Origin of the sequence: Streptomyces sp. NPDC079020, assembly GCF_044542225.1 — a bacterium.
Taxonomy (GTDB): domain Bacteria; phylum Actinomycetota; class Actinomycetes; order Streptomycetales; family Streptomycetaceae; genus Streptomyces.
In genome coordinates, this window is sequence record NZ_JBITUB010000017.1 from 78,899 (window position 1) to 101,171 (window position 22,273).

General features: G+C 71.1%; 21 protein-coding genes. 13 read left to right on the forward strand and 8 right to left on the reverse strand.

From position 1 onward, the window contains the following. Nucleotides 1-144 precede the first annotated feature (144 nt). Nucleotides 145-474 (forward strand): putative quinol monooxygenase, encoded by a 330-nt coding sequence (locus ACIGJO_RS29500; protein WP_399963269.1) that lies wholly within the window; start codon nt 145-147, stop codon nt 472-474. Nucleotides 475-496: 22 nt separating this feature from the next. Here ACIGJO_RS29500 and ACIGJO_RS29505 read toward each other — a convergent pair whose 3' ends face one another. Beyond that, a complete protein-coding gene (locus tag ACIGJO_RS29505) occupies nt 497-1,261 on the reverse strand; it encodes an SDR family NAD(P)-dependent oxidoreductase (RefSeq protein ID WP_399963271.1) in 765 nt (254 codons plus the stop codon). A gap of 321 nt (nt 1,262-1,582) precedes the next feature. Between ACIGJO_RS29505 and ACIGJO_RS29510 the strand changes: the two genes are divergently transcribed. Further along, complete coding sequence (locus ACIGJO_RS29510) at nt 1,583-2,206, forward strand: dihydrofolate reductase family protein (RefSeq protein WP_399963273.1); 624 nt, start codon at nt 1,583-1,585, stop codon at nt 2,204-2,206. Between the two features lie 61 nt (nt 2,207-2,267). Here the strand turns inward: ACIGJO_RS29510 and ACIGJO_RS29515 are convergent, their stop codons facing one another. Beyond that, on the reverse strand, nt 2,268-2,969 hold the full coding sequence (locus ACIGJO_RS29515; protein ID WP_399963275.1) for a TetR/AcrR family transcriptional regulator: 702 nt from the start codon (nt 2,967-2,969) through the stop codon (nt 2,268-2,270). A 157-nt stretch (nt 2,970-3,126) separates the two neighbouring features. Between ACIGJO_RS29515 and ACIGJO_RS29520 the strand changes: the two genes are divergently transcribed. Beyond that, nucleotides 3,127-4,095, forward strand: a complete 969-nt coding sequence (locus tag ACIGJO_RS29520; protein WP_399963277.1) for a DMT family transporter — start codon at nt 3,127-3,129, stop codon at nt 4,093-4,095. On the opposite strand, the gene ACIGJO_RS29525 is transcribed toward ACIGJO_RS29520, so the two are convergent. Then, entirely contained in the window at nt 4,085-4,288 is a 204-nt protein-coding gene (locus ACIGJO_RS29525; protein WP_399963279.1) for a hypothetical protein, read from the reverse strand. The genes ACIGJO_RS29520 and ACIGJO_RS29525 overlap by 11 nt on opposite strands. A 144-nt stretch (nt 4,289-4,432) precedes the next feature. On the opposite strand from ACIGJO_RS29525, the gene ACIGJO_RS29530 reads away from it, so the two are divergent. The 4 genes from ACIGJO_RS29530 to ACIGJO_RS29545 all read left to right on the forward strand — a co-directional run bounded on the left by ACIGJO_RS29530 (nt 4,433) and on the right by ACIGJO_RS29545 (nt 8,968). Continuing rightward, on the forward strand, nt 4,433-5,653 hold the full coding sequence (locus tag ACIGJO_RS29530; RefSeq protein WP_399963282.1) for a sensor histidine kinase: 1,221 nt from the start codon (nt 4,433-4,435) through the stop codon (nt 5,651-5,653). A gap of 88 nt (nt 5,654-5,741) precedes the next feature. Continuing rightward, nucleotides 5,742-6,473 carry a response regulator gene (locus ACIGJO_RS29535; RefSeq protein WP_399963285.1) on the forward strand — a complete coding sequence of 244 codons (732 nt, stop codon included), beginning with the start codon at nt 5,742-5,744 and terminating at the stop codon, nt 6,471-6,473. A gap of 27 nt (nt 6,474-6,500) precedes the next feature. Continuing rightward, nucleotides 6,501-7,676 (forward strand): cytochrome P450, encoded by a 1,176-nt coding sequence (locus ACIGJO_RS29540; protein WP_399963287.1) that lies wholly within the window; start codon nt 6,501-6,503, stop codon nt 7,674-7,676. Between the two features lie 95 nt (nt 7,677-7,771). Next, nucleotides 7,772-8,968 (forward strand): cytochrome P450, encoded by a 1,197-nt coding sequence (locus ACIGJO_RS29545; RefSeq protein WP_399963290.1) that lies wholly within the window; start codon nt 7,772-7,774, stop codon nt 8,966-8,968. Between the two features lie 36 nt (nt 8,969-9,004). Here ACIGJO_RS29545 and ACIGJO_RS29550 read toward each other — a convergent pair whose 3' ends face one another. After that, complete coding sequence (locus ACIGJO_RS29550; RefSeq protein WP_399963292.1) at nt 9,005-10,015, reverse strand: Gfo/Idh/MocA family oxidoreductase; 1,011 nt, start codon at nt 10,013-10,015, stop codon at nt 9,005-9,007. A gap of 147 nt (nt 10,016-10,162) precedes the next feature. Here ACIGJO_RS29550 and ACIGJO_RS29555 point away from each other — a divergent pair, with 147 nt between their 5' ends. From ACIGJO_RS29555 to ACIGJO_RS29580, 6 genes are all read left to right on the forward strand, one after another. Continuing rightward, nucleotides 10,163-10,921: a GntR family transcriptional regulator gene (locus ACIGJO_RS29555; protein ID WP_399963294.1), complete on the forward strand. Its 759-nt coding sequence runs from the start codon at nt 10,163-10,165 to the stop codon at nt 10,919-10,921. A 232-nt stretch (nt 10,922-11,153) separates the two neighbouring features. Then, the gene (locus tag ACIGJO_RS29560) at nt 11,154-12,134 is read left to right on the forward strand and encodes a sugar ABC transporter substrate-binding protein (RefSeq protein WP_399963411.1); all 981 of its coding nucleotides are present in this window, start codon (nt 11,154-11,156) and stop codon (nt 12,132-12,134) included. After that, nucleotides 12,131-13,213, forward strand: coding sequence for an ABC transporter permease (locus ACIGJO_RS29565; RefSeq protein ID WP_399963297.1), 1,083 nt, complete (start codon nt 12,131-12,133; stop codon nt 13,211-13,213). The genes ACIGJO_RS29560 and ACIGJO_RS29565 overlap by 4 nt, the downstream gene beginning before the upstream one ends. Further along, a complete protein-coding gene (locus tag ACIGJO_RS29570; RefSeq protein ID WP_399963299.1) occupies nt 13,180-14,040 on the forward strand; it encodes an ATP-binding cassette domain-containing protein in 861 nt (286 codons plus the stop codon). The genes ACIGJO_RS29565 and ACIGJO_RS29570 overlap by 34 nt, the downstream gene beginning before the upstream one ends. A gap of 133 nt (nt 14,041-14,173) precedes the next feature. Further along, the gene (locus ACIGJO_RS29575; RefSeq protein WP_266925304.1) at nt 14,174-15,340 is read left to right on the forward strand and encodes an ROK family glucokinase; all 1,167 of its coding nucleotides are present in this window, start codon (nt 14,174-14,176) and stop codon (nt 15,338-15,340) included. Nucleotides 15,341-15,408: 68 nt separating this feature from the next. Then, on the forward strand, nt 15,409-16,005 hold the full coding sequence (locus tag ACIGJO_RS29580; RefSeq protein WP_399963302.1) for a hypothetical protein: 597 nt from the start codon (nt 15,409-15,411) through the stop codon (nt 16,003-16,005). Nucleotides 16,006-16,599: 594 nt separating this feature from the next. On the opposite strand, the gene ACIGJO_RS29585 is transcribed toward ACIGJO_RS29580, so the two are convergent. From ACIGJO_RS29585 to ACIGJO_RS29600, 4 genes are all read right to left on the reverse strand, one after another. Then, complete coding sequence (locus tag ACIGJO_RS29585; protein ID WP_399963304.1) at nt 16,600-17,397, reverse strand: hypothetical protein; 798 nt, start codon at nt 17,395-17,397, stop codon at nt 16,600-16,602. Further along, nucleotides 17,387-18,064, reverse strand: coding sequence for a hypothetical protein (locus ACIGJO_RS29590; protein WP_399963306.1), 678 nt, complete (start codon nt 18,062-18,064; stop codon nt 17,387-17,389). Before ACIGJO_RS29590 ends, ACIGJO_RS29585 begins: the two co-directional genes overlap by 11 nt. 854 nt (nt 18,065-18,918) lie before the next feature. Continuing rightward, entirely contained in the window at nt 18,919-19,083 is a 165-nt protein-coding gene (locus ACIGJO_RS29595; RefSeq protein WP_399963308.1) for a hypothetical protein, read from the reverse strand. 252 nt (nt 19,084-19,335) lie between these two features. After that, nucleotides 19,336-22,272: an ABC transporter permease gene (locus ACIGJO_RS29600; RefSeq protein ID WP_399963310.1), complete on the reverse strand. Its 2,937-nt coding sequence runs from the start codon at nt 22,270-22,272 to the stop codon at nt 19,336-19,338. Nucleotide 22,273: the final 1 nt, after the last annotated feature.

Genomic DNA, 22,273 nt, shown 5'->3' on the forward strand with positions numbered 1-22,273 from the left:
GGGCGCCGCGCGGGGGGCGGGGTGGGTGTGGGCGACCTGGTGTGGGGGGGGGGGGGGGGTGGTGCGCCGGGGGGGGGGGGGGGGGGGCGGGGGCCGCGCCCCCCCCCCCCCCCCCACCTCCGGACGTCCCGACCAGGAGTTGCCATGATCTTCATCGCCGTCAAGTTCACCGTCCTCGTCGCCGAGCGCGACAACTGGCTCTCCGCGCTGGAGGACTTCACCCTCGCCACCCGTTCGGAGCCGGGCAACGTGTTCTTCGAGTGGTCCTACAGCGTCGAGAACCCGAACCAGTTCGTGCTGCTGGAGGCCTTCGCCGACGCGACGGCGGGTGAGACGCATGTGAAGTCCGACCACTTCACGGCGGCGATCGCGACGATGTCGGACATGGTCGCCGAGGTGCCCGAGATCATCAATGTCGAGGTACCGGGCGAGGGCTGGTCCCGGATGGCGGAGGTCACCCCGCGCAACCGGTGACCTCCCGTTCGGGGGTGTCCGGTCAGGCCGCGTGGCCGCCGTCCACCACGACCTCCGTCCCGGTGATGTACGCCGCGTCGGCACTCGCCAAGTAGGCGATCAGGGAAGCCACTTCGTCCGTCGTGCCGAACCTGGCGAGTGCGGTCGCGGAGCGCTGGCCCTCGGCGAACGGGCCGTCGGCCGGGTTGAGGTCCGTGTCGACGGGACCGGGCTGGATCAGGTTCACCGTGATGCCGCGCGGCCCGAGTTCCCGGGCGAGCGGCTTGGTGAGACCCGCCAGCGCGGACTTGCTCATCGCGTAGAGCGTGCTGCCCGCGCCACCGGCGTACCGGCTCAGGGCCGTGCCGACGGTGATGACGCGGCCCCCGTCGGCGAGCCGGTCGGCCGCCGCCCGGCAGGCGAGGAAGACCGCCCGTACGTTCACGGCCAGCACCCGGTCGACATCGGCGGTGCTGAGCGTGGAGATCGGTCCGAGGACACCGATGCCCGCGTTGTTGACGAGGATGTCGAGCCTCCCCAGCGCGTCCGCAGCGCGGCCGACGGCCCCGGCGGCGGCCTCCGCGTCCGCGGCGTCGCAGCGCAGGGCGACGCCGCGGCGTCCGTGCCCCTCGATCTTCCGGACGACCGCCAGGGCGGCCTCCTCGTCCCGTACGTAGGTCACGGCCACATCGGCCCCCTCCCGCGCGAGCCGTACGGCGGTGGCGGCGCCGATGCCGCGGCTGCCGCCGGAGACGAGAGCGGCCCTGGTGGAGGCGGTGGTGACGGCGGCGACGGTGGTGCTGGACATGGCGGATTCCTTGCTGTCGGGAGTGGTGTCGCACCGGCCGGACGTCCTGCTGTCCATGGGCCGGCCGGCGGCAAGGACAAGGAAAGCCGCCCGTCGGTCCGGAGACCGGCGGGAAACGGACGCCCACTCCGGACGCCCCCACCCGACGCCCGCCCCGGTCACCCGCCCCCGGTCACCCGCTCCCGTGCAGGCCGGTGCCCGTACCCCCATACGCCCCCGCTCGGCGGGTGGACCGATGAGTCAGGGGCGAGAGTGGGGTCATAGACGGGCAGGCCGGACCCTGTCGACCGGTCCGGACGCGGAACCATAAGGAGCATCGCCATGGGCAAGCTGACTCTCACCACCTTTGTGACACTCGACGGAGTCATGCAGGCACCCGGAGGACCCGACGAGGACCGGAGCGGCGGGTTCGAGCACGGCGGCTGGATGGTGCCGTTCGCGGACGACGACTTCGGGCAGTTCATCACCGAGGTGTTCGGGCGCCCCGCGGCCTTCCTCCTCGGGCGGCGCACCTATGACATCTTCGCCGGGTACTGGCCCAAGGTCACCGATGAGAACGACCCGGTGGCGGGCAAGCTCAACGGGCTCCCGAAGTACGTCGTCTCCTCGACGCTCAAGGACCCGCAGTGGCAGCACACCACCGTCGTCGACGGCGATCTCGTGACCGAGGTGACGCGTCTGAAGGAGCGGACGCGGGGCGGGGAACTCCAGATCCACGGCAGCGGACGGCTCGCGCAGTCCCTGATGGCGCACGGCCTCATCGACGAGTACAACCTGCTGGTCCATCCCGTCGTCCTCGGGGCAGGTTTCCGGCTCCTCCCGGAAGGCGGGCTGCCGACCGCCTTCGAGCTGACCGCCACCCGCACCACATCGACGGGCGTCGCGATCAACACCTACCGCCCCACGGGCCGGCCGGACCACGGGACGTTCGCCCGGGACGAGTGATCCGGCCCCCGCCCCCTGCCCATCTGCTCTCCGGCTCGCCGGCGCTCCGACGCCACCGGCGCTACGGTGCCGACGGCAGGGCCGACGCGTCCGTCGCGCAGGAGCGCAGCCGCCCCAGGATGGCGCGCGCCGCTTTCGTGTATCCGATCGTGTTGTCGTGCAGCACCGACTCCGCGTTGGCCAGTTCGAGGAACGCGATGATTTCGAAGGCCAGTTGGGAGACGTCCGTGTCCTCCGCGAGCTCGCCGAGGACACGGGCCTCCTCGACCGTCTGCTCGACGAAGGTGATCCAGCCGGTCTGCGCGGACGCCAGCGCGTCGTGCACCCTGCCTTCCAGCGCGTCGAACTCGGCGATGGTGGCGTAGAAGAAGCAGCCGCCGGAGAACACCCGTCCCCGGGAATAGGAGATCCAGCTCTCGCACAGGATCCATAAGCGGCCCAGTCCGGCGGGCGCGGCCCGCGCCGGTTTCAGCACATGCTCGACGTAGATGGTGACGGCCCGCTGGACGGTGGCGAGCTGAAGCTCCTCCTTCGAGCCGAAGAGCGCGAACACCTCCTTCGTGCTCAGCTTCAGCTGGCCGGCCAGCCCTCTGAGGGAAAGGCCCTCCAGTCCCTGTGACGAGGCGACGTGCACCGCACGCCCGAGAACCTGCTCCCGGATGTCCGCCCCCTGCTCGGTCCGCGTGCTCCGTCCGATGCTCCCGACCCCCTTGGATCCACCTGCCGCGCCCGGTCCGCCCGGTCCGCCCGGTCCCTCCGTCATTCTAGGAGCGCGGCCGGTGCGGACGCCCGGTTGTCGGTGAACGGGCGCTGGGACACGTGTTCCCGTAGGCGGTTCCCGCCGGGTAGCGTGATCGTTCCGCGTGCGAGCCGGCGAGGTCTCCACAGCGCTTCCCCCTGTGGAGAACCAGGAGAACCAGGTGTCCGCTGCCGCCGTGCCCGCCCTCGCGCCGCCGCGCCGGGCCTGGGTCACCGATCTGCCCGTACTGCTGGTCGCTGCGGTCTGGGGTGCCAGCTATCTCGCGGCCAAGGGCATCACCACGCCCCATACCGTCGTCGCCGTTCTCGTCCTGCGCTTCGCGATCGTGCTGCCCGCCCTGGCCGTCGCCGGGTGGCGCGGACTGCGGGCGCTGAGTGCCGCGCAGTGGCGGGGGGCCGGGCTGCTGGGGCTCGTACTCAGCGGGATCTTCCTCCCGGAGACCTACGGTGTGGTGCACACCTCGGCGACGAACGCCGGGCTGATCATCAGTCTCACCATGATCTTCACACCGCTGGCCGAGGCCGCCGTGACCCGGGTCCGGCCGTCCGCCGGCTTCGTCGCCGCGGCCGGGCTCTCCGTCGCGGGTGTGGTGCTGCTGACCCAGGGAGGCGGGTTCACCAGCCCCTCGGCCGGTGATCTGCTGATGCTGCTCGCCGCCCTCGCCCGTACCGTTCATGTGCTGGCGATGGCCCGCATCAAGGCGGTCCGGAACGCGGACTCGCTCTCGCTGACCACTGTCCAGCTCGGCAGCGCCGTCGCGGTCTTCGCCGTCCTCGCGGCCGTTCCGGGCACCGGCTCCGCTCCATGGACCGTCGCGGCGGACTTCGGCGCCCGGGAGTGGGCCGGTCTGGTCTTCCTCTCCGTGTTCTGCACGCTCTTCGCGTTCTTCGTGCAGATGTGGTCCGTACGCCGTACCTCGCCGTCCCGTGTCAGCCTGCTCCTCGGTACGGAACCGCTGTGGGCCGCCGCCGTGGGCATCACGATCGGCGGCGAGCGGCTCGGAGTCCTCGGCGTGGCCGGTGCGGTGCTCGTGCTGGCGGGCACGGCGTGGGGCCGGCGCGGCGCGGACGGTGCCCCGGCCGCGTCCCGGCAGCGGCGGCACACCGTCCGTACCGGCGTCACGACCTGATCGAGTCCGCCGCGATCATCACCGCGGCGCCCGTCACCACCAGCACGATGTTGACGAACACTCCGTACTCGCTCATGAAGTCGAGCCGCCGCACCAGCGTCCACAGCCAGAACCATCCGGTCCATTCGTGGAGGAGCCCGGCGGCGCCCTGGGCGAGGACGAGGAACCCGATCGACTCGACGATTTTCTTCATGCGCCGAGCCTGTCGTCCGCCCCGCGGGCTCCGCGTCGGCCACCGGTCTGACCTCCCACGCCGAAAGTCTCCGACCGTGCGACTTTGGTCGCTTCCTGCCGCGGAACAGCCGTTCCGGCTCGCTCACCTGCGTATTTTGTCGGTATGACGCGCACTGAGTACAGCTGGCTGCTGCCGTCGGCGATGGCCGACCCGGAGCTGCCCGACGACCGGGCACGGTCGCGCCGCACCGTGCGGGACTGGGCCGTCGACCTCACGGCCTTCCTGTGCGCCGTATCCTTCGGCATGCTCGTCCTCGCCGCCATCGAGACCGACGGCACGACGCCGGATGCGGTCGTCCTCGTGGACGCGGTGCTCGGCGCGGCCGCCTGCTGCGCTCTGTGGGTCCGCCGGCGCTGGCCCGTCGGGCTGGCCGTGGCCCTGATCGTGGTGGGTGCCGTGGAGCCGGTGGCGGCCGGCGCGCTGCTGGTCGCGCTGTTCAGCCTGGCCGTGCACCGGCCCTTCAGGCCCGTCGCGATCGTCGGCGCGGGCGCCCTCGCCGTCGCCCCGTTGCAGCCCTATCTGCGCCCGGATCCGGAAACCTCGCTCTTCGCCTCGACCGTCATCGGCGTCCTGCTGATCCTGCTGGTGCTCAGCTGGGGCATGGTCGTACGGTCCAGACGCCAGCTGGTCCTCACCCTGCGCGAGCGGGCCCGCCGGGCGGAGGCGGAGGCCGGACTGCGCGCCGAGCAGGCCCAGCGGCTGGCCCGCGAGGCCATCGCCCGCGAGATGCACGACGTCCTCGCCCACCGGCTGACTCTGCTCAGCGTGCACGCCGGAGCCCTCGAATTCCGGCCCGACGCACCCCCGGCGGAGGTCGCCAGGGCCGCCGGGGTGATCCGGGACAGCGCCCACGAGGCGCTCCAGGACCTCCGCGAGATCATCGGGGTGCTGCGCGCACCGGGGGACGGCGACGAGGGCCACCGGCCGCAGCCCACCCTCGTCACCCTGGACGCGCTGATCGCCGAGTCCCGCTCGGCCGGTATGGCGGTCACCCTCGACAACCGCGTCGCCGACCCCGCCGCCGCGCCCGCCGCCACCGGCCGCACCGTCTACCGCATCGCGCAGGAGTGCCTCACCAACGCCCGCAAACACGCACCCGGTGCCGGGGTCACCGTCACCGTGACCGGCGGACCGGGCGACGGGCTCACCATCGAGGTCCGCAACCCGTCCCCCACCGAGCCCTTCGAGCGGGTGCCCGGCTCCGGCCAGGGGCTCATCGGCCTCACCGAGCGCGCCACGCTCGCCGGGGGGGATCTGGAGCACGGACCCGAGCCCGGCGGCGGGTTCGCCGTCCGCGCACGGCTGCCCTGGCCCGCCGCGTGAGGCGGCCGGCGCCCGTCGGCGGGAACGGCGCCCCGGTGACGCGGGGTTGGGTACGGGACCGTCGAAGGCCCTGGCTACGGTGGCCGTCATGAACACCCCGATGTCCCCCACGCCCCCGGTGGCGCACCCGGTCCGGCTGCTCATCGTCGACGACGACCCCCTCGTCCGGGCGGGGCTCACCCTGATGCTCGGTGGCGCGGACGGCATCGACATCGTGGGGGAGGGCGCCGACGGCAACGAGGTCGCCGGTCTGGTCGACCGGCTGCATCCCGATGTGGTGCTGATGGACATCCGGATGCCCGGCATGGACGGCCTCACCGCCACCGAGCGGCTGCGCCGCCGCCCCGCGGCGCCCGAAGTCGTCGTACTGACCACCTTCCACGCCGATGAACAGGTGCTGCGCGCCATCCGCGCCGGAGCCGCAGGATTTGTCCTGAAAGACACCCCGCCCGCACAGATCGTCGAATCGGTCCGGCGGGTCGCGGCCGGTGACCCGGTGCTCTCGCCCGCCGTCACCCGGCAGCTCATGGCCCGCGCCGCGGGCGGCGCGCGGAACGACCGCGACAGCCGCGCGGACCGGGCGCGCAGGCGCTTCGAGGAGCTGGCAGGGCGGGAGAAGGAGGTCGCGCTCGCCGTCGGACGGGGCAGCTCCAACGCGGAGATCGCGGGCTCGCTTTACTTGAGCGTGGCCACCGTGAAGACGCATGTGTCACGGATTCTCGCCAAACTCGAACTCAACAACCGTGTCCAGATTGCTCTGTTGATCCACGACGCGGGGCTGCTCGACGAGGAGGGCGGGGACGGACTCGGCATACGCTGAGCGAACCGGAGCTGAAGGGGGCGGACCATGTCCGTGATCGATCTGAGTGAAGTGCCGGAATTCCGGGCCAATCCGTATCCGTACTACGCGAAGCTGCGCGCCGAGGGACCCGTCCACGCCATCCGGACCGATCAGCTCGAACGGGCCTGGCTGATCGTCGGGTACGAGGAGAGCCGGGCCGCTCTCGCGGACGCGCGGTTCGCGAAGGACTGGCGGCCCACGGGACACTGGCCGGACGGCGACAACGCGATCAGCACCAACATGCTGGAGCTGGACGCACCCCACCACACCCGGCTGCGCAGGCTGGTCGCCCGTGAGTTCACCTCCCGGCGGATCGAGTCGCTGCGCCCGCGTGTCGAGCAGATCACCCGGGAACTCCTCGACGCGCTGCCCGCCACGGGAAGCGGCGATCTCATCGACGCGCTCGCCTTTCCGCTGCCGATGACCGTCATCTGTGAACTGATCGGTGTCCCGGACCTGGACCGGGACGCCTTCCGCCTGCTGTCGAACGGGGTGGTCTCGCCGACCGAGGAACAGCGGGAGGGCGACCCCGTCGGCGCCATGGGCGACTACCTCGTCGAGCTGATCGAGGCCAAGCGCGGATCGCCGGGCGACGACCTGATGAGCGCGCTGATCCGGGCGCGCGACGAGGGCGGCGACCGCCTGTCCCCGGACGAACTGGTGGGCATGGCCTTCCTGCTGCTCGTCGCCGGACACGAGACGACCGTCAACCTGATCTCCAATGCCGTCCGGGCGCTGCTCGACCATCCGGAACAGCTGGCCCTGCTCCGCGCCGACCTCGACGGCCTGATCGACGGCACGGTCGAGGAGACACTGCGGTACGACGGCCCGGTGGAGACCGCCACCTTCCGCTTCGCCCGCGAGGATGTGCGGGTCGGTCCCACCGTCATCCCGAAGGACGAGCCGGTCCTGGTGGCGCTGGCCTCGGGCGGCCGTGACCCGGACCGCTTCCCGGACCCGGACACCTTCGACATCCGCCGGGACACCCAGGGGCACCTGGCCTTCGGGCACGGGGTGCACTTCTGCCTGGGAGCGCCGCTGGCCCGGATGGAGGCCCGGATCGCGATCCGGGCCCTGCTGGAGCGCTGCCCCGACCTCGCCCGCGACCCGGACGCCGGGGAGCCGGAGTGGCTGTCGGGCCTGCTGTTCCGCGGAGTGCGGCGGCTGCCGGTGTGCTGGTGACTCCACCCGGCACGGGCTGACGCGTCCGGCCCGTCAGCCCCTACCTCCGCTCCGTGATCCGCACCTTTCGCCATGCCACCCGGAAGGACACCGCGTTGACCACCGAAGCCGTACTCGACCTCGCCGCGCTCGGCGAGGACTTCACCCGTGACCCCTACCCCGTGTACGCCAGGCTGCGGGCCCAGGGCCCGGTCCACCGGGTCCGCATCCCCGAGGGCGCGCCCGCCTGGCTCGTCGTCGGCTATGACGTGGGGCGCGAACTCCTGGCCGACCAGAGGCTGTCCAAGGCGTGGCACAGGGCCTCGCCCGCGCTGGGCATCGCCAAGGTCTCCGCCGGTACGTCCATGCTCAGTGTGGACGCCCCGGACCACACCCGGCTGCGGAAGCTGGTGACCCGGGAGTTCACCCCGCGGCGCATGGAACAACTCGCCCCGCGCGTGCAGGAGATGACGGACGAGCTGCTCGACGCGATGCTCGCCCGGCCGGGCCGGAGCGCCGATCTCGTCGAGGCGCTGTCGTTCCCGCTGCCGATGTCCGTCATCTGTGAACTGCTCGGGGTGCCGTTCCTGGACCGGACGGCGTTCCGGGAGTGGTCCAACAACGCCGTCTCGGCGATCGACGCCGAGACCCGGGGCACCTCGACGGCGGAGGTGACCGCCTATCTGGCGGGTCTGCTCGCCGACAAGCGCGAGCAGCCGGGCGACGATCTGCTGAGCGCGCTGATCCACACGGCGGACGTGGACGGTGACCGGCTCTCGGCCGACGAGCTGCTGGGCATGGCCTGGCTGCTCCTCGTCGCGGGCCATGAGACCACCGTCAACCTCGTCACCAACGGGGTGCTCAATCTGCTCACCCACCCCGCCCAGCTCGATGCGCTGCGCGCGGACTTCGGCCTCATCGACAACGCGGTCGAGGAGATCCTGCGCTTCGAGGGCCCCGTCGAGACCCCGACGTACCGCTTCACCACCGAACCCATCGAGGTCGGCGGCACGGTCATCCCCGGCGGCGGGGAGCTGGTGCTCGTGGCGATGTCGGACGCCAACCGGGACCCCGCGCGGTACGAGGCGGCGGACCGCTTCGACATCACCCGGGACGCCCGCGGCCATGTCGCCTTCGGCCACGGCATCCACTACTGCCTGGGCGCGCCACTGGCCCGTATCGAGGCCCGGATCGCCATCCGGTCGCTGCTGGAGCGCTGTCCGGACCTGCGACCGGCCGCGGACCCGGCGACGCTGAACTGGCGCACCGGGATGCTGATGCGGGGGCCGATGAGCCTGCCGGTGGCCTGGTGAGCGCGTAGGCCCCGCGGGCCCGGGGCGCGCGGCCGGTCAGCCCCCGGGGATCTCCCGCAGGCTCACCGGCCGGTGCTCGCGGTGCGAGCGCTCGCAGGCCTCGGCGATACGCAGCGCGTGCAGCGCCTCCCGCCCGTCGCACGGATTGGCCAGCTCGCCCCGGGCCACGTGGAGGAAGGCGTCCAGCTCCGCCTCGTACGCGGGGGCGAACCGCTCCAGGAAGCCCGGCCACGGCTTCGGCGGGGCGCCGGGCCCCTGTGGCTCCGCCGAGGTCAGCGGGGTGCGGTCGTCGAGGCCGACGGCGAGCTGGTCGTGCTCGCCCGCCAGCTCCATCCGTACGTCGTACCCGGCGCCGTTGCACCGGGTGGCCGTGGCGGTGGCCAGCGTGCCGTCGTCCAGGGTCAGCAGGACGGCCGCCGTGTCGACGTCGCCCGCCTCGCGGAACATCGGGGGCCCGGCGTCCGACCCGGCCGCGTACACCTCGGTGACCTCACGGCCCGTCACCCACCGGACCATGTCGAAGTCGTGGACCAGGCAGTCCCGGTAGAGGCCGCCGGAGAGCGGGAGATAGGCGGCGGGCGGCGGCGCCGGGTCCGAGGTGAGCGCCCGCACGGTGTGCAGCCGCCCGAGCCGCCCCTCCCGCACGGCCGCGCGGGCCGCGGCGAACCCGGCGTCGAAGCGCCGCATGAATCCCAGCTGGAGCACGGAGCCGGCCGATTCGACGGCCGCCAGGGCGTCCAGGGTGGCGGGCAGGTCGAGGGCGATCGGTTTCTCGCAGAACGCCGGGATACCGGCGCGGGCGGCCCGCGCGATGAGTCCGGCGTGGGCCGAGGTCGCCGACGAGATCACGAGCGCGTCGACGCCCCGCGCACCGGACGCGAACACCTCGTCCACCTCCACGGCCCCGGCGCCGGTCCGCGCGGCGACCGCGGCCGCCCGGCCCGGGTCCGCGTCCGCCACCACCAGTGAGTCCACGGCTTCGTGGCGGCTCAGCGCCACCGCGTGGAAGGTGCCGATACGTCCCGTTCCGACAAGTCCGATGCGCATGGCCCCAAGGTGACGTTTGCCCTGTCGTCATGTCAAGCGTTTGTCCTGACAAATGGCGGCCCGGTCGCCCGCCGTCGTCGTCCGTCCCCGGCGTCCGTGCCCCCGGCCGCCATGGCTTTGTCCGGACAATCGAACTACGCTCGGCCCGTGACCGAACGAGGAACCGACCAGCCGCTCCCGCTGAGCGTGGACCGCACCAGCCCGGTGCCGCTCTACTTCCAGCTGGCGCAGCAGCTGGAGGCGGCCGTCGAGCAGGGCCGGCTGCCCCCCGGCACCCTGCTCGGCAACGAGATCGAGCTCGCCGCCCGCCTCGGACTGTCCCGCCCGACCGTGCGCCAGGCCATCCAGTCGCTCGTCGACAAGGGGCTGATGGTGCGCCGCCGGGGCGTGGGCACCCAGATCGTGCACAGCCAGGTCCGGCGCCCCCTGGAGCTCAGTTCGCTCTACGACGACCTGGAGGCGGCCGGCCAGCAGCCGGCCACCCGTGTGCTGCGCACCGCCCTCGAACCCGCCACGGCCGAGGTCGCCGCGGCGCTCGGGGTCGCGGAGGGCAGCGAGGTCCACCTCGTGGAGCGGCTGCGCTACGCGCACGGCGAACCGATGGCCCTGCTGCGCAACCACCTGCCCCAGGGGCTGCTCGACCTCGGCACGGAACGGCTGGAGACCACCGGGCTGTACCGGATGATGCGCGCCGCGGGAATCACCCTGCACAGCGCCCGTCAGTCCGTCGGCGCGCGGGCCGCCACGGCGCGGGAGGCCGACCGGCTCGGCGAGGCGGTGGGTGCGCCGCTGCTGACGATGGAGCGGGTCACCTTCGACGACTTTGGACGTACGGTCGAATTCGGCTCGCACGTCTACCGGGCCTCGCGCTACGCGTTCGAGTTCCAGCTGCTCGTACGTCCCTGAGCCCCCGGGCCGGGCCGCGCGGCGGCCGGATGCCCCGACTCACTCTTGACGGTGGTCATACAACGCCGCTACAACTCCCACAGCCGCCCTGCCGGGCGACGACGGGCAGGGCTCGGGGATACTTGGGCAGCCGGGCCGGGAGCGTAACTCTCCCAGGCCCCACACAGCAGCACAGCGAGCAGCACAAGAAGGGCACGGCGTCGTGGCAACGGTTCGGACAGGGGTACGCGCGATGGGCGCCGTGCTGGCGGCGGTGCTCGGCGCCTCCCTCATGGGATGCAGCAGCACCGGTGGCAAGCGGGCGGAAGAGCGCGCGGCCGCGGCCGCCGAGGGCCGGGCCGCGGTGAACACACCCCGCTGGACGTTCGCCATGGTCACCCACTCGGGCGACGGCGACACCTTCTGGGACATCGTCCAGAAGGGCGCCGAGCAGGCGGCGGTCAAGGACAACATCAACTTCCTGTACTCGCACAACGACGAGGCGCAGCAGCAGGCCCAGCTCGTCCAGACCGCGATCGACAAGAAGGTCGACGGACTGATCGTCACGCTCGCCAAGCCCGACGCCATGAAGGCCGTCGTCGCCAGGGCCGTCAAGGCCGGTATCCCGGTGATCACGGTGAACTCGGGCTCCGCGGAGTCCAAGGCGTTCGGCGCCCTCACCCACATCGGCCAGGACGAGTCCATCGCCGGTGAGGCGGTCGGTGACGAGCTGGACAAGCGGGGCCGGAAGAAGGCCCTGTGCATCCTGCACGAGCAGGGCAACGTCGGCCACGAGCAGCGCTGCGCGGGGGCCGGGAAGGCCTTCGCCGGCACGATGCAGAACCTGTACGTCGACGGGACCAACATGCCCGACGTCCAGGCGTCCATCGAGGCCAAGCTCCAGGCGGACAAGAGCATCGACGCGGTCGTGACCCTCGGCGCGCCCTTCGCCGACGCCGCCGTCCAGGCCAAGCGGACCGCGGGCAGCGCGGCGGAGATCGACACCTTCGACCTGAACGCCAAGGTCGCCACCGGCCTCCAGGAGAAGAAGCTCGGCTTCGCCGTCGACCAGCAGCCCTACCTCCAGGGCTACGAGGCCGTCGACCTGCTCTGGCTCTACCGCTACAACCGCAATGTGCTCGGCGGCGGCCTGCCCGTCCTGACCGGCCCGCAGGTCATCACGGCCGACGACGCCGACGCGCTGGCCGAGTACACCAAGCGGGGCACCCGATGAGCGGATCCGGACAGCCCGCGGCACCGGCTCCGTCCTCCGCCCCCGCCCCGTCCGCCGGCCGGGCCGACGAACGGCTGCTGCGCACCTCACCGCTGCGCAAGCTGCTCGGCCGCCCCGAGCTCGGTTCGGTCGTCGGCGCGGCGGCCGTCTTCCTCTTCTTCACGATCGTCGCCGACAGCTTCCTCCAGGCCTCCAGCTTCGGCACCGTGCTGTACGCGGCCTCCACCATCGGGATCATGGCCGCGCCCGTGGCGCTGCTGATGATCGGCGGCGAGTTCGACCTCTCCGCCGGTGTGCTGGTCACCAGCTCCGCGCTGATCTCCTCGATGTTCAGCTACCAGATGACGGCCAATGTCTGGGTCGGCGTCCTCGTGTCCCTGCTGGTCACCCTGGCCATCGGCGCGTTCAACGGCTTCATGCTCACCCGTACCAAGCTGCCGAGCTTCATCATCACGCTCGGTACGTTCCTGATGCTGACCGGGCTCAACCTCGGGTTCACCAAGCTGATCAGCGACACCGTGTCGACCAAGGCGATCGGCGACATGGAGGGCTTCGAATCGGCCCGCAAGGTCTTCGCCTCCCAGCTGACGATCGGCGACGTCGAGTTCAAGGTGACCATCCTGTGGTGGGCGGCGCTCGTCGCGGTCGCGACCTGGATCCTGCTCCGTACCCGCTTCGGCAACTGGATCTTCGCCGTCGGCGGTGAGGCCGACGCGGCCCGCGCGGTCGGCGTCCCGGTGATCCGTACGAAGATCGGCCTCTACCTCGGAGTGGCCTTCGCCGCCTGGGTCTCCGGCCAGCACCTGCTGTTCAGCTACGACGTCGTCCAGTCCGGCGAGGGTGTCGGCAACGAGCTGACGTACATCATCGCGGCCGTCATCGGCGGCTGTCTGATCACCGGCGGCTACGGCTCCGCGATCGGCTCCGCGGTCGGCGCCTTCATCTTCGGCATGACCAGCAAGGGCATCGTGTACGCGGAGTGGAACCCGGACTGGTTCAAGTTCTTCCTGGGAGCGATGCTGCTCCTGGCCACCCTGCTCAACGCATGGGTACGCAAGCGCGCGGAGGCGACAAAGTGACGGCCGACCGGGCGCTCGTCGAGCTGGCCGACGTAGCCAAGTTCTACGGCAACATCAAGGCGCTGGAGCATGTCTCGCTGGTGGTCCACGCGGGCGAGATCACCTGCGTCCTGGGCGACAACGGGGCGGGCAAGTCCACCCTCATCAAGATCATCGCGGGGCTGCACCGGCACGACGCCGGGACCTTCCTGATCGACGGCGAGGAGACCACCCTGGCCAACCCGCGCGACGCCCTGGACCGCGGCATCGCCACGGTCTACCAGGACCTCGCGGTCGTGCCGCTCATGCCGGTCTGGCGGAACTTCTTCCTCGGCTCCGAGCCGACGACCGGCGCCGGGCCGTTCAAGCGCCTCGATGTGCGGCGGATGCGCGAGACGACCCGCGCCGAGCTGCTGCGCATGGGCATCGACCTGCGCGACGTCGACCAGCCGATCGGCACCCTGTCCGGCGGCGAGCGCCAGTGCGTGGCCATCGCCCGCGCCGTCTACTTCGGCGCCAAGGTCCTTGTCCTGGACGAGCCGACGGCGGCGCTCGGCGTCAAGCAGTCCGGGGTCGTCCTCAAGTACGTGGCGGCCGCCAGGGACGCCGGACTCGGCGTGGTTCTCATCACGCACAACCCGCACCACGCCTACCTCGTGGGCGACCGGTTCGTGCTGCTCAAACGCGGCGCCATGTCCGGCAGCCACACCAAGGACGACATCAGCCTGGACGAGCTCACCCGCCAGATGGCGGGCGGCAGCGAGCTGGAGGAGCTCAGCCACGAGCTGGAGCGCGCCCCCGCCCCCGGGCGTCCCGACGGGCCCGGCGCCGCCGGCGGCGGCGCGTAGCGGAGCTCTGCGTTCCGGCGCTGCCGGGCCCCGTCCAACGGCAGCGGGGGTCCGGCAGTGGCAGAATCGGGCGTGGTGGGCGCCGTCCGCCGCCGGGCAGCACGTGACCGGCCCCCCAGACCCCGCAGGGACGATGAGCACGTACCGCGACTTCACACACCGCGGCTCCGCCCGCGCCACCGTCCTCAAGACCGTCGGCACCAGGGAGCGGCGCTCGCACCTCACGGCGCCCCGGGTCCCGACCGTCGGCATCGACATCGGCGGGACGAAGGTGATGGCCGGCGTCGTCGACGCGGACGGCAACATCCTGGAGCAACTGCGCACCGAGACGCCCGACAAGTCCAAGAGCCCCAAGGTCGTCGAGGACACCATCGTCGAACTGGTCCTGGACCTCTCCGACCGGCACGATGTGCACGCCGTCGGGATCGGTGCGGCGGGGTGGGTGGACGCGGACCGCTCGAAGGTCCTGTTCGCCCCCCACCTCGCCTGGCGCGACGAACCGCTGCGCGACGCGATCGCCTCCCGCCTCGTCGTCCCCGTCATGGTCGACAACGACGCCAACACGGCCGCCTGGGCGGAATGGCGCTTCGGCGCGGGCCGGGGCGAGGACCACCTCGTCATGATCACCCTCGGAACCGGCATCGGCGGCGCGATCCTGGAGGACGGCCAGGTCAAGCGCGGAAAGTACGGGGTCGCGGGTGAGTTCGGCCACATGCAGGTCGTGCCCGGCGGACACCGCTGCCCCTGCGGCAACCGCGGCTGCTGGGAGCAGTACAGCTCCGGCAACGCCCTGGTGCGCGAGGCCAGGGAACTGGCCGCCGCGGACTCCCCGGTCGCCCACTACCTGCTGGACCGGGTCAAGGGGAACATCCCCGACATCACCGGACCGCTCATCACCGAACTGGCCCGGGAGGGCGATGCGATGTGCATCGAGCTCCTCCAGGACATCGGCCAGTGGCTCGGTGTCGGCATCGCCAACCTGGCCGCCGCGCTCGACCCCTCCTGCTTCGTCATCGGAGGGGGCGTCAGCGCCGCCGACGACCTGCTGATCGGCCCTGCCCGGGACGCCTTCAAGCGCCACCTCACGGGGCGCGGCTACCGTCCCGAGGCCCGGATCGCCAAGGCCCAGCTCGGCCCCGAGGCGGGTATGGTCGGCGCCGCGGACCTGGCCCGTCTGGTCGCCCGCAGATTCCGCCGCGCGAACCGCCGCCGCGTCGAACGGTACGAGCGGTACGCGCAGATCTACGACCAGGCCGCGAGCACGATCCGCAGCACGCGGTCCACCCGCACCGCGGACTGAACCGCGGCCGCACCGAGCGGCGTCCTCGCACCAGTGACCGCATCCGCAGCACCAAGGGACACCCGAACATGACCGCAGCCGAGCACCCCGTCGTGCCGCGCCAGCCCGTTTTGCCGGGCGACGGCGACGGCGAGCCCCCGCAGGACCGCCGCCGGGTGATCAGACGACGGCTGATCACGGCGACGATCATCGTGCTGCTGATCGGCATCCCGGCCGGCTATCTGCTGATCTCCGCGGGCCAGAGCCGCCGCTCCGGCAAGGACAAGGAGGCGGAGGCGTCCGCACAGGGCCTCCGGGAGGACTGGCCCTCGGGGATGCAGCGGCGGATCTTCGAGGTCCCGATCCCCGGCAACGCGACGGGCGTCCAGTACTACGAGACCAACAACTGGAAGGCCAGCCGGATGTACGTGAAGTTCCGTACGACCTCTGCCGGGCTCGACCGGTTCCTCACCGGGGCCGGGACGGGCCGCGCGGCCCTGGAGACCGGGGCGGTGACCATCGGCGAGCGCGACCTCAAGATCACCGGCTGGTACTTCGGCCCCGGCGCGAACTGGGCGGGCACGACCCACACCAACAAGGATCCGCGTCCCACCCAGAACATCACGGTCAACATGACCGACCCGGCGAACCCCGTCGTCTACGTCGTCTCCGCCGCGACCCCCTGACGCCTGCGCCCGAGCGGGCTCCCGGCCCCGCGGGCACCTCACCGCGGGGCGCGGGCCTGTGGATGTCCGGCGGCGGAAATATGGGGAGGTCCGGCACGTCTCCCGACCCCCTCCGTTCGGAAAATGTGAGATATGGGAGCGTGAGCGGGTGAGTAAGACGACGACTGAAACACTCCAGTACCGCTTCGACGGGCCGGAGGACGCGCCGATCCTGGTGATCGGCCCCTCCCTGGGTACCTCCTGGCACAGGTAGTGCATCGCGTCCTGTGAGATCCACTTGGTCCAAGACGATCTTCCCGCGCCCGCGAGAACCCCGATCACCGAGTCCAGCGAGGGTCTAACGAACAACGGGGATGCGGCAGCACCGAAGGTTGGGGGCGCATCGATTCTCGGCGCGGCTGACAGCCCCAGGCGCTCAGCAAGCACTACGACTCCGTTCGGCGCGGGCCGGGGCGCAGACCTCCGCCACGGACCACGTGGTCGTCCGTGGGGGAGATCTGCGCGGCGATAACCTGATCAACCTGGAGCGCGCCGCCGCCGAGGCGAACGACGCTGTCAAGGGCTCAGGCTCGAAGCCATCCATCTCTGGCCCGGCTAATAGACCATCGCTTCAGCGATCGACCACCCATGGCGCGTCCGCAGCCCAGGAACCTGTTGCGGCGATGTGCTTGACGGTCCTGGGCGCCTCACAGCGGAAGACGGTTCCCTCGTCTGTGTAGTGGCGTCACGCAGAGCGGTTTCGACGTGGTCCGGCTTGAAACCTCGCATGTCACTGACGATCAGCCGGTGAGGGCTGCGGGCCTTGCCTGCACTCAGCGCCTGGCGGTATGCGTGGGGTGTGGCCGGTTTGATCAGGGATGCCAGTTCGCTGGGGGTGCGTTGTTGCTGGTCGGTCAGCGCGGTGGTGACGTCATCGAGGCAGGTGGCGTCGGTGCCGAGCACGATGCGTAGCGCGATATCGCTGCGTACCAGACCTGCGATCTGCTGTTCCGGCAGGGGACTGACACGGGCGCCGGGAAGCGGCCGCCGAGCCTGGCTGATGGATAGGCGGGTGGAAGTGTCGTTGGGGTCGTGAGCGTGTAGTTCTTCCTCAATGGCGTCCGGGGTACCCAAAAGCCGTAGGACGTTGGAGAAGCGCAGGCGCCAGCCGTCACGTTCGGTGGCCAGGATGCCCAGGCCCACCATCTCTTCCAGCAGGACACGGAAGTCCAGCTCGGGGGCCCGCAGCAGGTCACTGTTCAGTACGGTGGACGGTTCAGGCTCAGTACCGGTGACGGTTCCGCCAGCCAACAGTCGAGCTGTTGTCTCAAGGCTCACCAAGCAGCTCCGCGCCGCTGCCGCAGTCAGGGACTTTGGGTTGGCCTCGGCCAGAGCGGTCAGCTCATCGATCATGCGCTGGCGGTACGGTTGGACCGCCTCGTGGAGGAACGAGAGAGGGATCGGTTGCACGGGGCTGGGTTTGAGCGATCAGGACCAGCCACTGTTGCACGACGTCCAGAGAGTTGGCGGCGTGCTGCAGGATCCGCGAGCGGGCAGCGTTCTTGAGTTTGCGGGATGTGCCTCGGGCTGTTTTGTCGTCAGCATCCAAGAAGGCGGAGAGCGACCCTGGCGCGCCCAGGTTCCGCAGTTGCTGTCGAGTGACGGCTGCCAAGTCCCGCCGGTCGTCGGCGACTGGATGCAGCAGGGCGCCGATCCGGCCGTCAGGCGCCCACCACTGTTCGGCGAACTGCTTGGCTCGCAGATTACTGAGGTTGGGGCCCGTGCGCAGCTCGGCGCTGGCGGTGTCGCAGATGACGGCGAGGTCATCACCAGTGTCGGGCCGGGCGGCCAGGACGTTGAGAGTGATTCGTCCAGACAACTGTCCCCGGGCGGAGGCGTTACCGATCGCGGTAGCAACCGCGCTTGTTCCCGGTAGGTCGTGCCACTGTGCAGCGATCTTCAAGGCGAGCTCGCCACTGTCGGGATCTCCGGCGAGCGGACCGGACCGGACGGCCGCGGCCGACACGATCAGCTGGTCGGCCAGGGAGTCGGGCACGCCGCGCTGCAGCTGGTCGGTCACCGCCGCACGAAGTTCATGGGCGCAGGCGCCTGTGTCTGAGCGCATGGCCTCTGCCAGAGCCAGGGCGCGCAGCGCCGAGGCGGTGGGGCGGTGGCCGAGGGCATCGGCGGCGTGGTGAGCCAGGGCCAGCTGCCCCCGTCCTGTCAGATCTGCAAGGACAGGAGAGACAGCCGGAGCAGTAGGCGTATCTGGCTTCGTAGCTGACAGCTGTGCCGTGGGCAACAGCCGGTTGTACTGGTGCGAATTGCCTGTCGACAGTCATCGCGCGGTCCACCGACGGCGACGCTGAGGACGGTGCCGGCTTGGAAGCCACGGCGACTGTGTCGACCGCCGTCAGCAGGGGCCAGAGTCACCGGCGCTCCATTCGCGCTTCCAGACGATGCCCGTCACCGGATGGGCGAGACGTTCTATTCGCATGGTCCCCCATGACATTCTGGAGAAGGCAGTAGATCACTCTCTGAATTCGAGCCGCAACGGTCTGTTCCGGCCCCGAAGGTCGTTGAGCCGGCTGGCTTGCACTGTTCGCTCGGCGTACGAAGTGAACGGTGGCCAGCCGGGGGGTCGCACAACCCAACAGCCGCGCTGCCCTCACAGCAGCATCCGGCCTTCTCGCCGCCCGCTGGATCAGTGAACGCGCCGTCCGGTGGCAGCCCTGTCGGGCGGCCTTCTTCTGTGACGCTGGCCGCCACAACTCGATGTTGTGCAAGTCGAGTTTCGTGACGCAATGCGTAGCATGCGGCAACTACCGTCGCACGTGGGCGGCGGTCGCGCGGTGCGTGAGGTCGCGTAGACCAGCTGCGGCTTCTACGGCGACGCGATGCCCGAAGGAGGGAGAGCGGCCCGATGCCGAGACGTCACGCGGTGGTGATGCCCAGTTGTTGCCTGCCGGGGACAGCGATAACGGCTTGGACGAAGGCATCCTGGCGGCCCTCGCCGCATACACCGCCGCCCGCCGCGACCGCACCGACGCCGTGCGCGTCCGCGCTCGACGGGTCGGTCGCCTGGGCACCCTTCGTCACCCGCTCGTTGTGGCGGCCCGCGACCTCGCTGTCCGTGTCACACCCACGCGGCTGCCCTGCGCGGCATGGACGACCTGTTCAACGGCTTCCGCCTGCCAGACCGGCCAGTGGGGTGATGCTCTCCGGATGCCCCCGGGTGCTCGAGGGCATCCGGGCACGGCGCTGGAAGGGCGGACGCCCACGCAGGCGGCCGGACCGACTCCGCGGCGACAATTTGCACCGTGCCTGGGTACCGGTTGGGGACCACATACGTCATTCGGTGACGCGGACCGCGAGCGCCGGTCTGATGGCGGCCGCGCGCCGGGCCGGCCCGACCGTGGCCAGGAGCGACGCGGCGAAGGTGGCTGCCGCCAGGCAGCCGATACTCGTCCATTCGACCGGGAAGCCTCCTTCGAGGCCCTTGAATGCGGCGCTGTTGCTGTACATCAGCCAGGTGGTGAGCACGCCGAGGAGGGAGCCGAGCACTATTCCTTCCACGGCGACGAAGGCGCTCTCCAGCAGGAAGGACCGTTGGACGGTCCGCGCCCGGAAGCCAAGGGCCCGCAGGATTCCGATGGTGCGTCGGCGTTCGCGTACGGCTCGGACCATGACGACTCCGAGGCCGGTGATGCCCACGCCGAGGCCCAGGGCGAGGAAGCCCTGCATGAGGCGGAAGAAGGCGGTGCTGGAGTCGAACTGCTGGCGTATGTCCGACTCGATGGGCGTGGCGACCAGGCTGGACGAGAGCTGCTCGCCCTGCAGTCGGGTCGCCAGGGCGTCGGGCGAGGTTCCGGGGCTGGTTCTCACCAGTGCGGAGGCGTTCTGCGCCTCGTCGCCGAAGAGCTCGTGCGTCGCCTGCTCGCTCAACACCACGGGGTAGGTGGTCGAACTGGCGCCGGTGCCCGGGTAGAAGACCATCCCGTTGCTGAGCACGCCGGCGATGACCTTCTGTTCGCTGCGACCCGTCCGGGGGTCGGTCAGGGTGAGGGTGTCGCCGGGGCCGTAGTAGTCGCCGGCCGGGCCGCCGGTGCTGCCGAAGAAGCCGTCGAGCACGACGTAGCGTGTGTCGGAGGCGAGAGCGCGCCACACTGCGGGGTCGTTTTCCAGGCCGGGCAGCCGCTCCCGGAAGGTGATGCCGGTGATCGCCCCGTCGGGCACGCCGACGACGGCGGTGTCCAGCGGTTGAGGGCTGCGGTGTCCCGGATCGGTGGCCCGCCCTGTGGCGTTGAGCAGTGGTGTCACGGCGGCGATCCCGGCGGCCGACGGGCCGGTGCGGAGATCGGAGACGAGTCGGTCGCCGGCGACCTGGGGGTTGTAGTCCAGTCGCAGGGAGTATCCGGCGGTGGCATCGGAGACGACTCCGTCGACGCCGGCGCGGATGATGCCCGAGATCTCCGTCAGGAGGACGAGGACGAAGACGATCAGGGTGTACATCACCAGTGTCGCGCCGGTCCTGAAGCGCTTGGCCAGCGGGTATGCGACGGCGAGCCGCGCTGCCAGGCCGCCCTCCGTCGGGCGTTCGAGGAGTCTCCGTACGGGGCGGAGCAAGGTCTTCTGGTTGTCGCTGACGAGCACTACGGCGGAGAAGGCGGCCAGGGCGCCCTGGATCACGTACACGGACATCGACGGTGCGTCGAAGATCCGGGGGCGGACGACGGGCGCCAGGAGTGTCCAGCCGAGGACGGCTCCCGCGACCAGGGTCGTGACCGTGTGGCGAGGGAGGACCCGCAGCAGTGCCGGAGTGGTGAAGGCGAGGGCGAGCGCCGGCATGAGGTACGTCGCGTCGGGCTGGCTGCGTGCCACGGCCGGGACGGCCGCGAACGCGCACAGGACGGCCAGGGTGGTGGAGACCGTCAGGAGACGGCGGCGAGGCCCTTGTCCGGGCGTGGCGGGGAGGTCGCGGATCGCGGCGATGATGTTGAACCGGCTGATGCGCACGCTGGTCGCGAGGATCGCGGCAAAGGCGATGAGCAGGCCCATGGCCAGTCCGTTGAGGACGCTGGTGGGGGTGACCGCGAACGCGATGCGGATGCTGCTACCGCCGACCGACCAGCCCTGGAAGATCTGCGCGGCCACCACGGCGACGCCCCAGCCGACCGCGAGCCCGATGGCCACGCCCGGCAGCGCGGACAGCAACGCGTAGGTCGCCCCTTCGAGGGTGAAGGACCCGACGAGCCGAGAGCGTTTCATTCCCACGGCCCGCACCATGCCCATCTGGGACTTCCGCTCCTCGCCGAGCATGACGAAGATGTTCACCAGGAGCAGGGCGCCCGCGATGATGCTGAAACTGCCGATCATGAGGAACAGGGCCCCGAGGGAGTCCCCGGCTTGTCGGGCGTCGCGCAGGACCGTCTGCTTCGGTGTCTCGATCTCTGTCTGCCCGGCGAGCGGGCCCAGAGCCTGCCGGATGTCGGCGGTCACCTGGTCGGTCAGCGCTTCGCCGCTCTCGACGCCGCCCCGGTTGGAGACGAAGGTGACCGAGCGCGGCTCCGCACCGGCGGCCCGGGCGGCGGAGTCCAGGGTCCCCGGTGCCAGGAACACGTCGCGGTTCATCCTGCCGCCGAGGCCCACACCGGCCAGCCCCTCTTCCGGCACCACCCGCTCGACCCGGTAGGTCCCCGGCGATCCGAACAGGTACAGCGTGACCGGATCCCCTGCTCCCACACCCAGGGAACGGGCCAGCGGCTCGTTGACCACGACCTGTCCTGGCTTCGGGTTCGGTCCGCCGAGGCCGGAGTCCCCACCCGGCGCGCCGAAGCGCGCAGCCTTGTCGAAGTCCATCTGCCAGGCCAGGACGCGTGGCTCGGCGACCGTGCGGTCGTCGGTACCACTGACCGCCGATGCCTGGGTGGCCTGGGCGTTCAGTACGCCGTCGACGTCGGGGTCGCCCGCCAGGGCGGCCAGCCGCTCGGCCACGTCGCGCCCGGCCGGTCCGGGGGGTGCGATGACGCGCTCGTCCACGGGCCCCAGGGTCCGGTACGCCTCCTGGCGTACGGAGAAGTTCAGGGTGTCGCCGACGACCAGGGCACCGATGACGACGGCCGTACCGAGCATCGATCCGCCGATCACCAGCGCTGCCTCGGTACGCCGGCGCGCGACCTGCCGGAAGGCCAGCCGCCGTGACACCGGCTGCCGGACGGCGACCAGCACCAGGGCCGCGAGGGAGAGTGCCAGGGCGGTGAGCAGCGGGATGAGGAGGTTCGGGTACATG

What these genes read in the sequence shown, in the direction of transcription:
- ACIGJO_RS29565 (WP_399963297.1), top strand. Translation starts at nt 12,131, where the DNA reads ATGAGCGGATCCGGACAGCCCGCGGCACCGGCTCCGTCCTCCGCCCCC.
- ACIGJO_RS29575 (WP_266925304.1), top strand. Translation starts at nt 14,174, where the DNA reads ATGAGCACGTACCGCGACTTCACACACCGCGGCTCCGCCCGCGCCACC.
- ACIGJO_RS29515 (WP_399963275.1), bottom strand. Translation starts at nt 2,969, where the DNA reads ATGACGGAGGGACCGGGCGGACCGGGCGGACCGGGCGCGGCAGGTGGA.
- ACIGJO_RS29505 (WP_399963271.1), bottom strand. Translation starts at nt 1,261, where the DNA reads ATGTCCAGCACCACCGTCGCCGCCGTCACCACCGCCTCCACCAGGGCC.
- ACIGJO_RS29600 (WP_399963310.1), bottom strand. Translation starts at nt 22,272, where the DNA reads ATGTACCCGAACCTCCTCATCCCGCTGCTCACCGCCCTGGCACTCTCC.
- ACIGJO_RS29540 (WP_399963287.1), top strand. Translation starts at nt 6,501, where the DNA reads ATGTCCGTGATCGATCTGAGTGAAGTGCCGGAATTCCGGGCCAATCCG.
- ACIGJO_RS29510 (WP_399963273.1), top strand. Translation starts at nt 1,583, where the DNA reads ATGGGCAAGCTGACTCTCACCACCTTTGTGACACTCGACGGAGTCATG.
- ACIGJO_RS29580 (WP_399963302.1), top strand. Translation starts at nt 15,409, where the DNA reads ATGACCGCAGCCGAGCACCCCGTCGTGCCGCGCCAGCCCGTTTTGCCG.
- ACIGJO_RS29525 (WP_399963279.1), bottom strand. Translation starts at nt 4,288, where the DNA reads ATGAAGAAAATCGTCGAGTCGATCGGGTTCCTCGTCCTCGCCCAGGGC.
- ACIGJO_RS29550 (WP_399963292.1), bottom strand. Translation starts at nt 10,015, where the DNA reads ATGCGCATCGGACTTGTCGGAACGGGACGTATCGGCACCTTCCACGCG.
- ACIGJO_RS29500 (WP_399963269.1), top strand. Translation starts at nt 145, where the DNA reads ATGATCTTCATCGCCGTCAAGTTCACCGTCCTCGTCGCCGAGCGCGAC.
- ACIGJO_RS29570 (WP_399963299.1), top strand. Translation starts at nt 13,180, where the DNA reads ATGGGTACGCAAGCGCGCGGAGGCGACAAAGTGACGGCCGACCGGGCG.
- ACIGJO_RS29585 (WP_399963304.1), bottom strand. Translation starts at nt 17,397, where the DNA reads ATGATCGATGAGCTGACCGCTCTGGCCGAGGCCAACCCAAAGTCCCTG.
- ACIGJO_RS29535 (WP_399963285.1), top strand. Translation starts at nt 5,742, where the DNA reads ATGAACACCCCGATGTCCCCCACGCCCCCGGTGGCGCACCCGGTCCGG.
- ACIGJO_RS29560 (WP_399963411.1), top strand. Translation starts at nt 11,154, where the DNA reads ATGGGCGCCGTGCTGGCGGCGGTGCTCGGCGCCTCCCTCATGGGATGC.
- ACIGJO_RS29530 (WP_399963282.1), top strand. Translation starts at nt 4,433, where the DNA reads ATGACGCGCACTGAGTACAGCTGGCTGCTGCCGTCGGCGATGGCCGAC.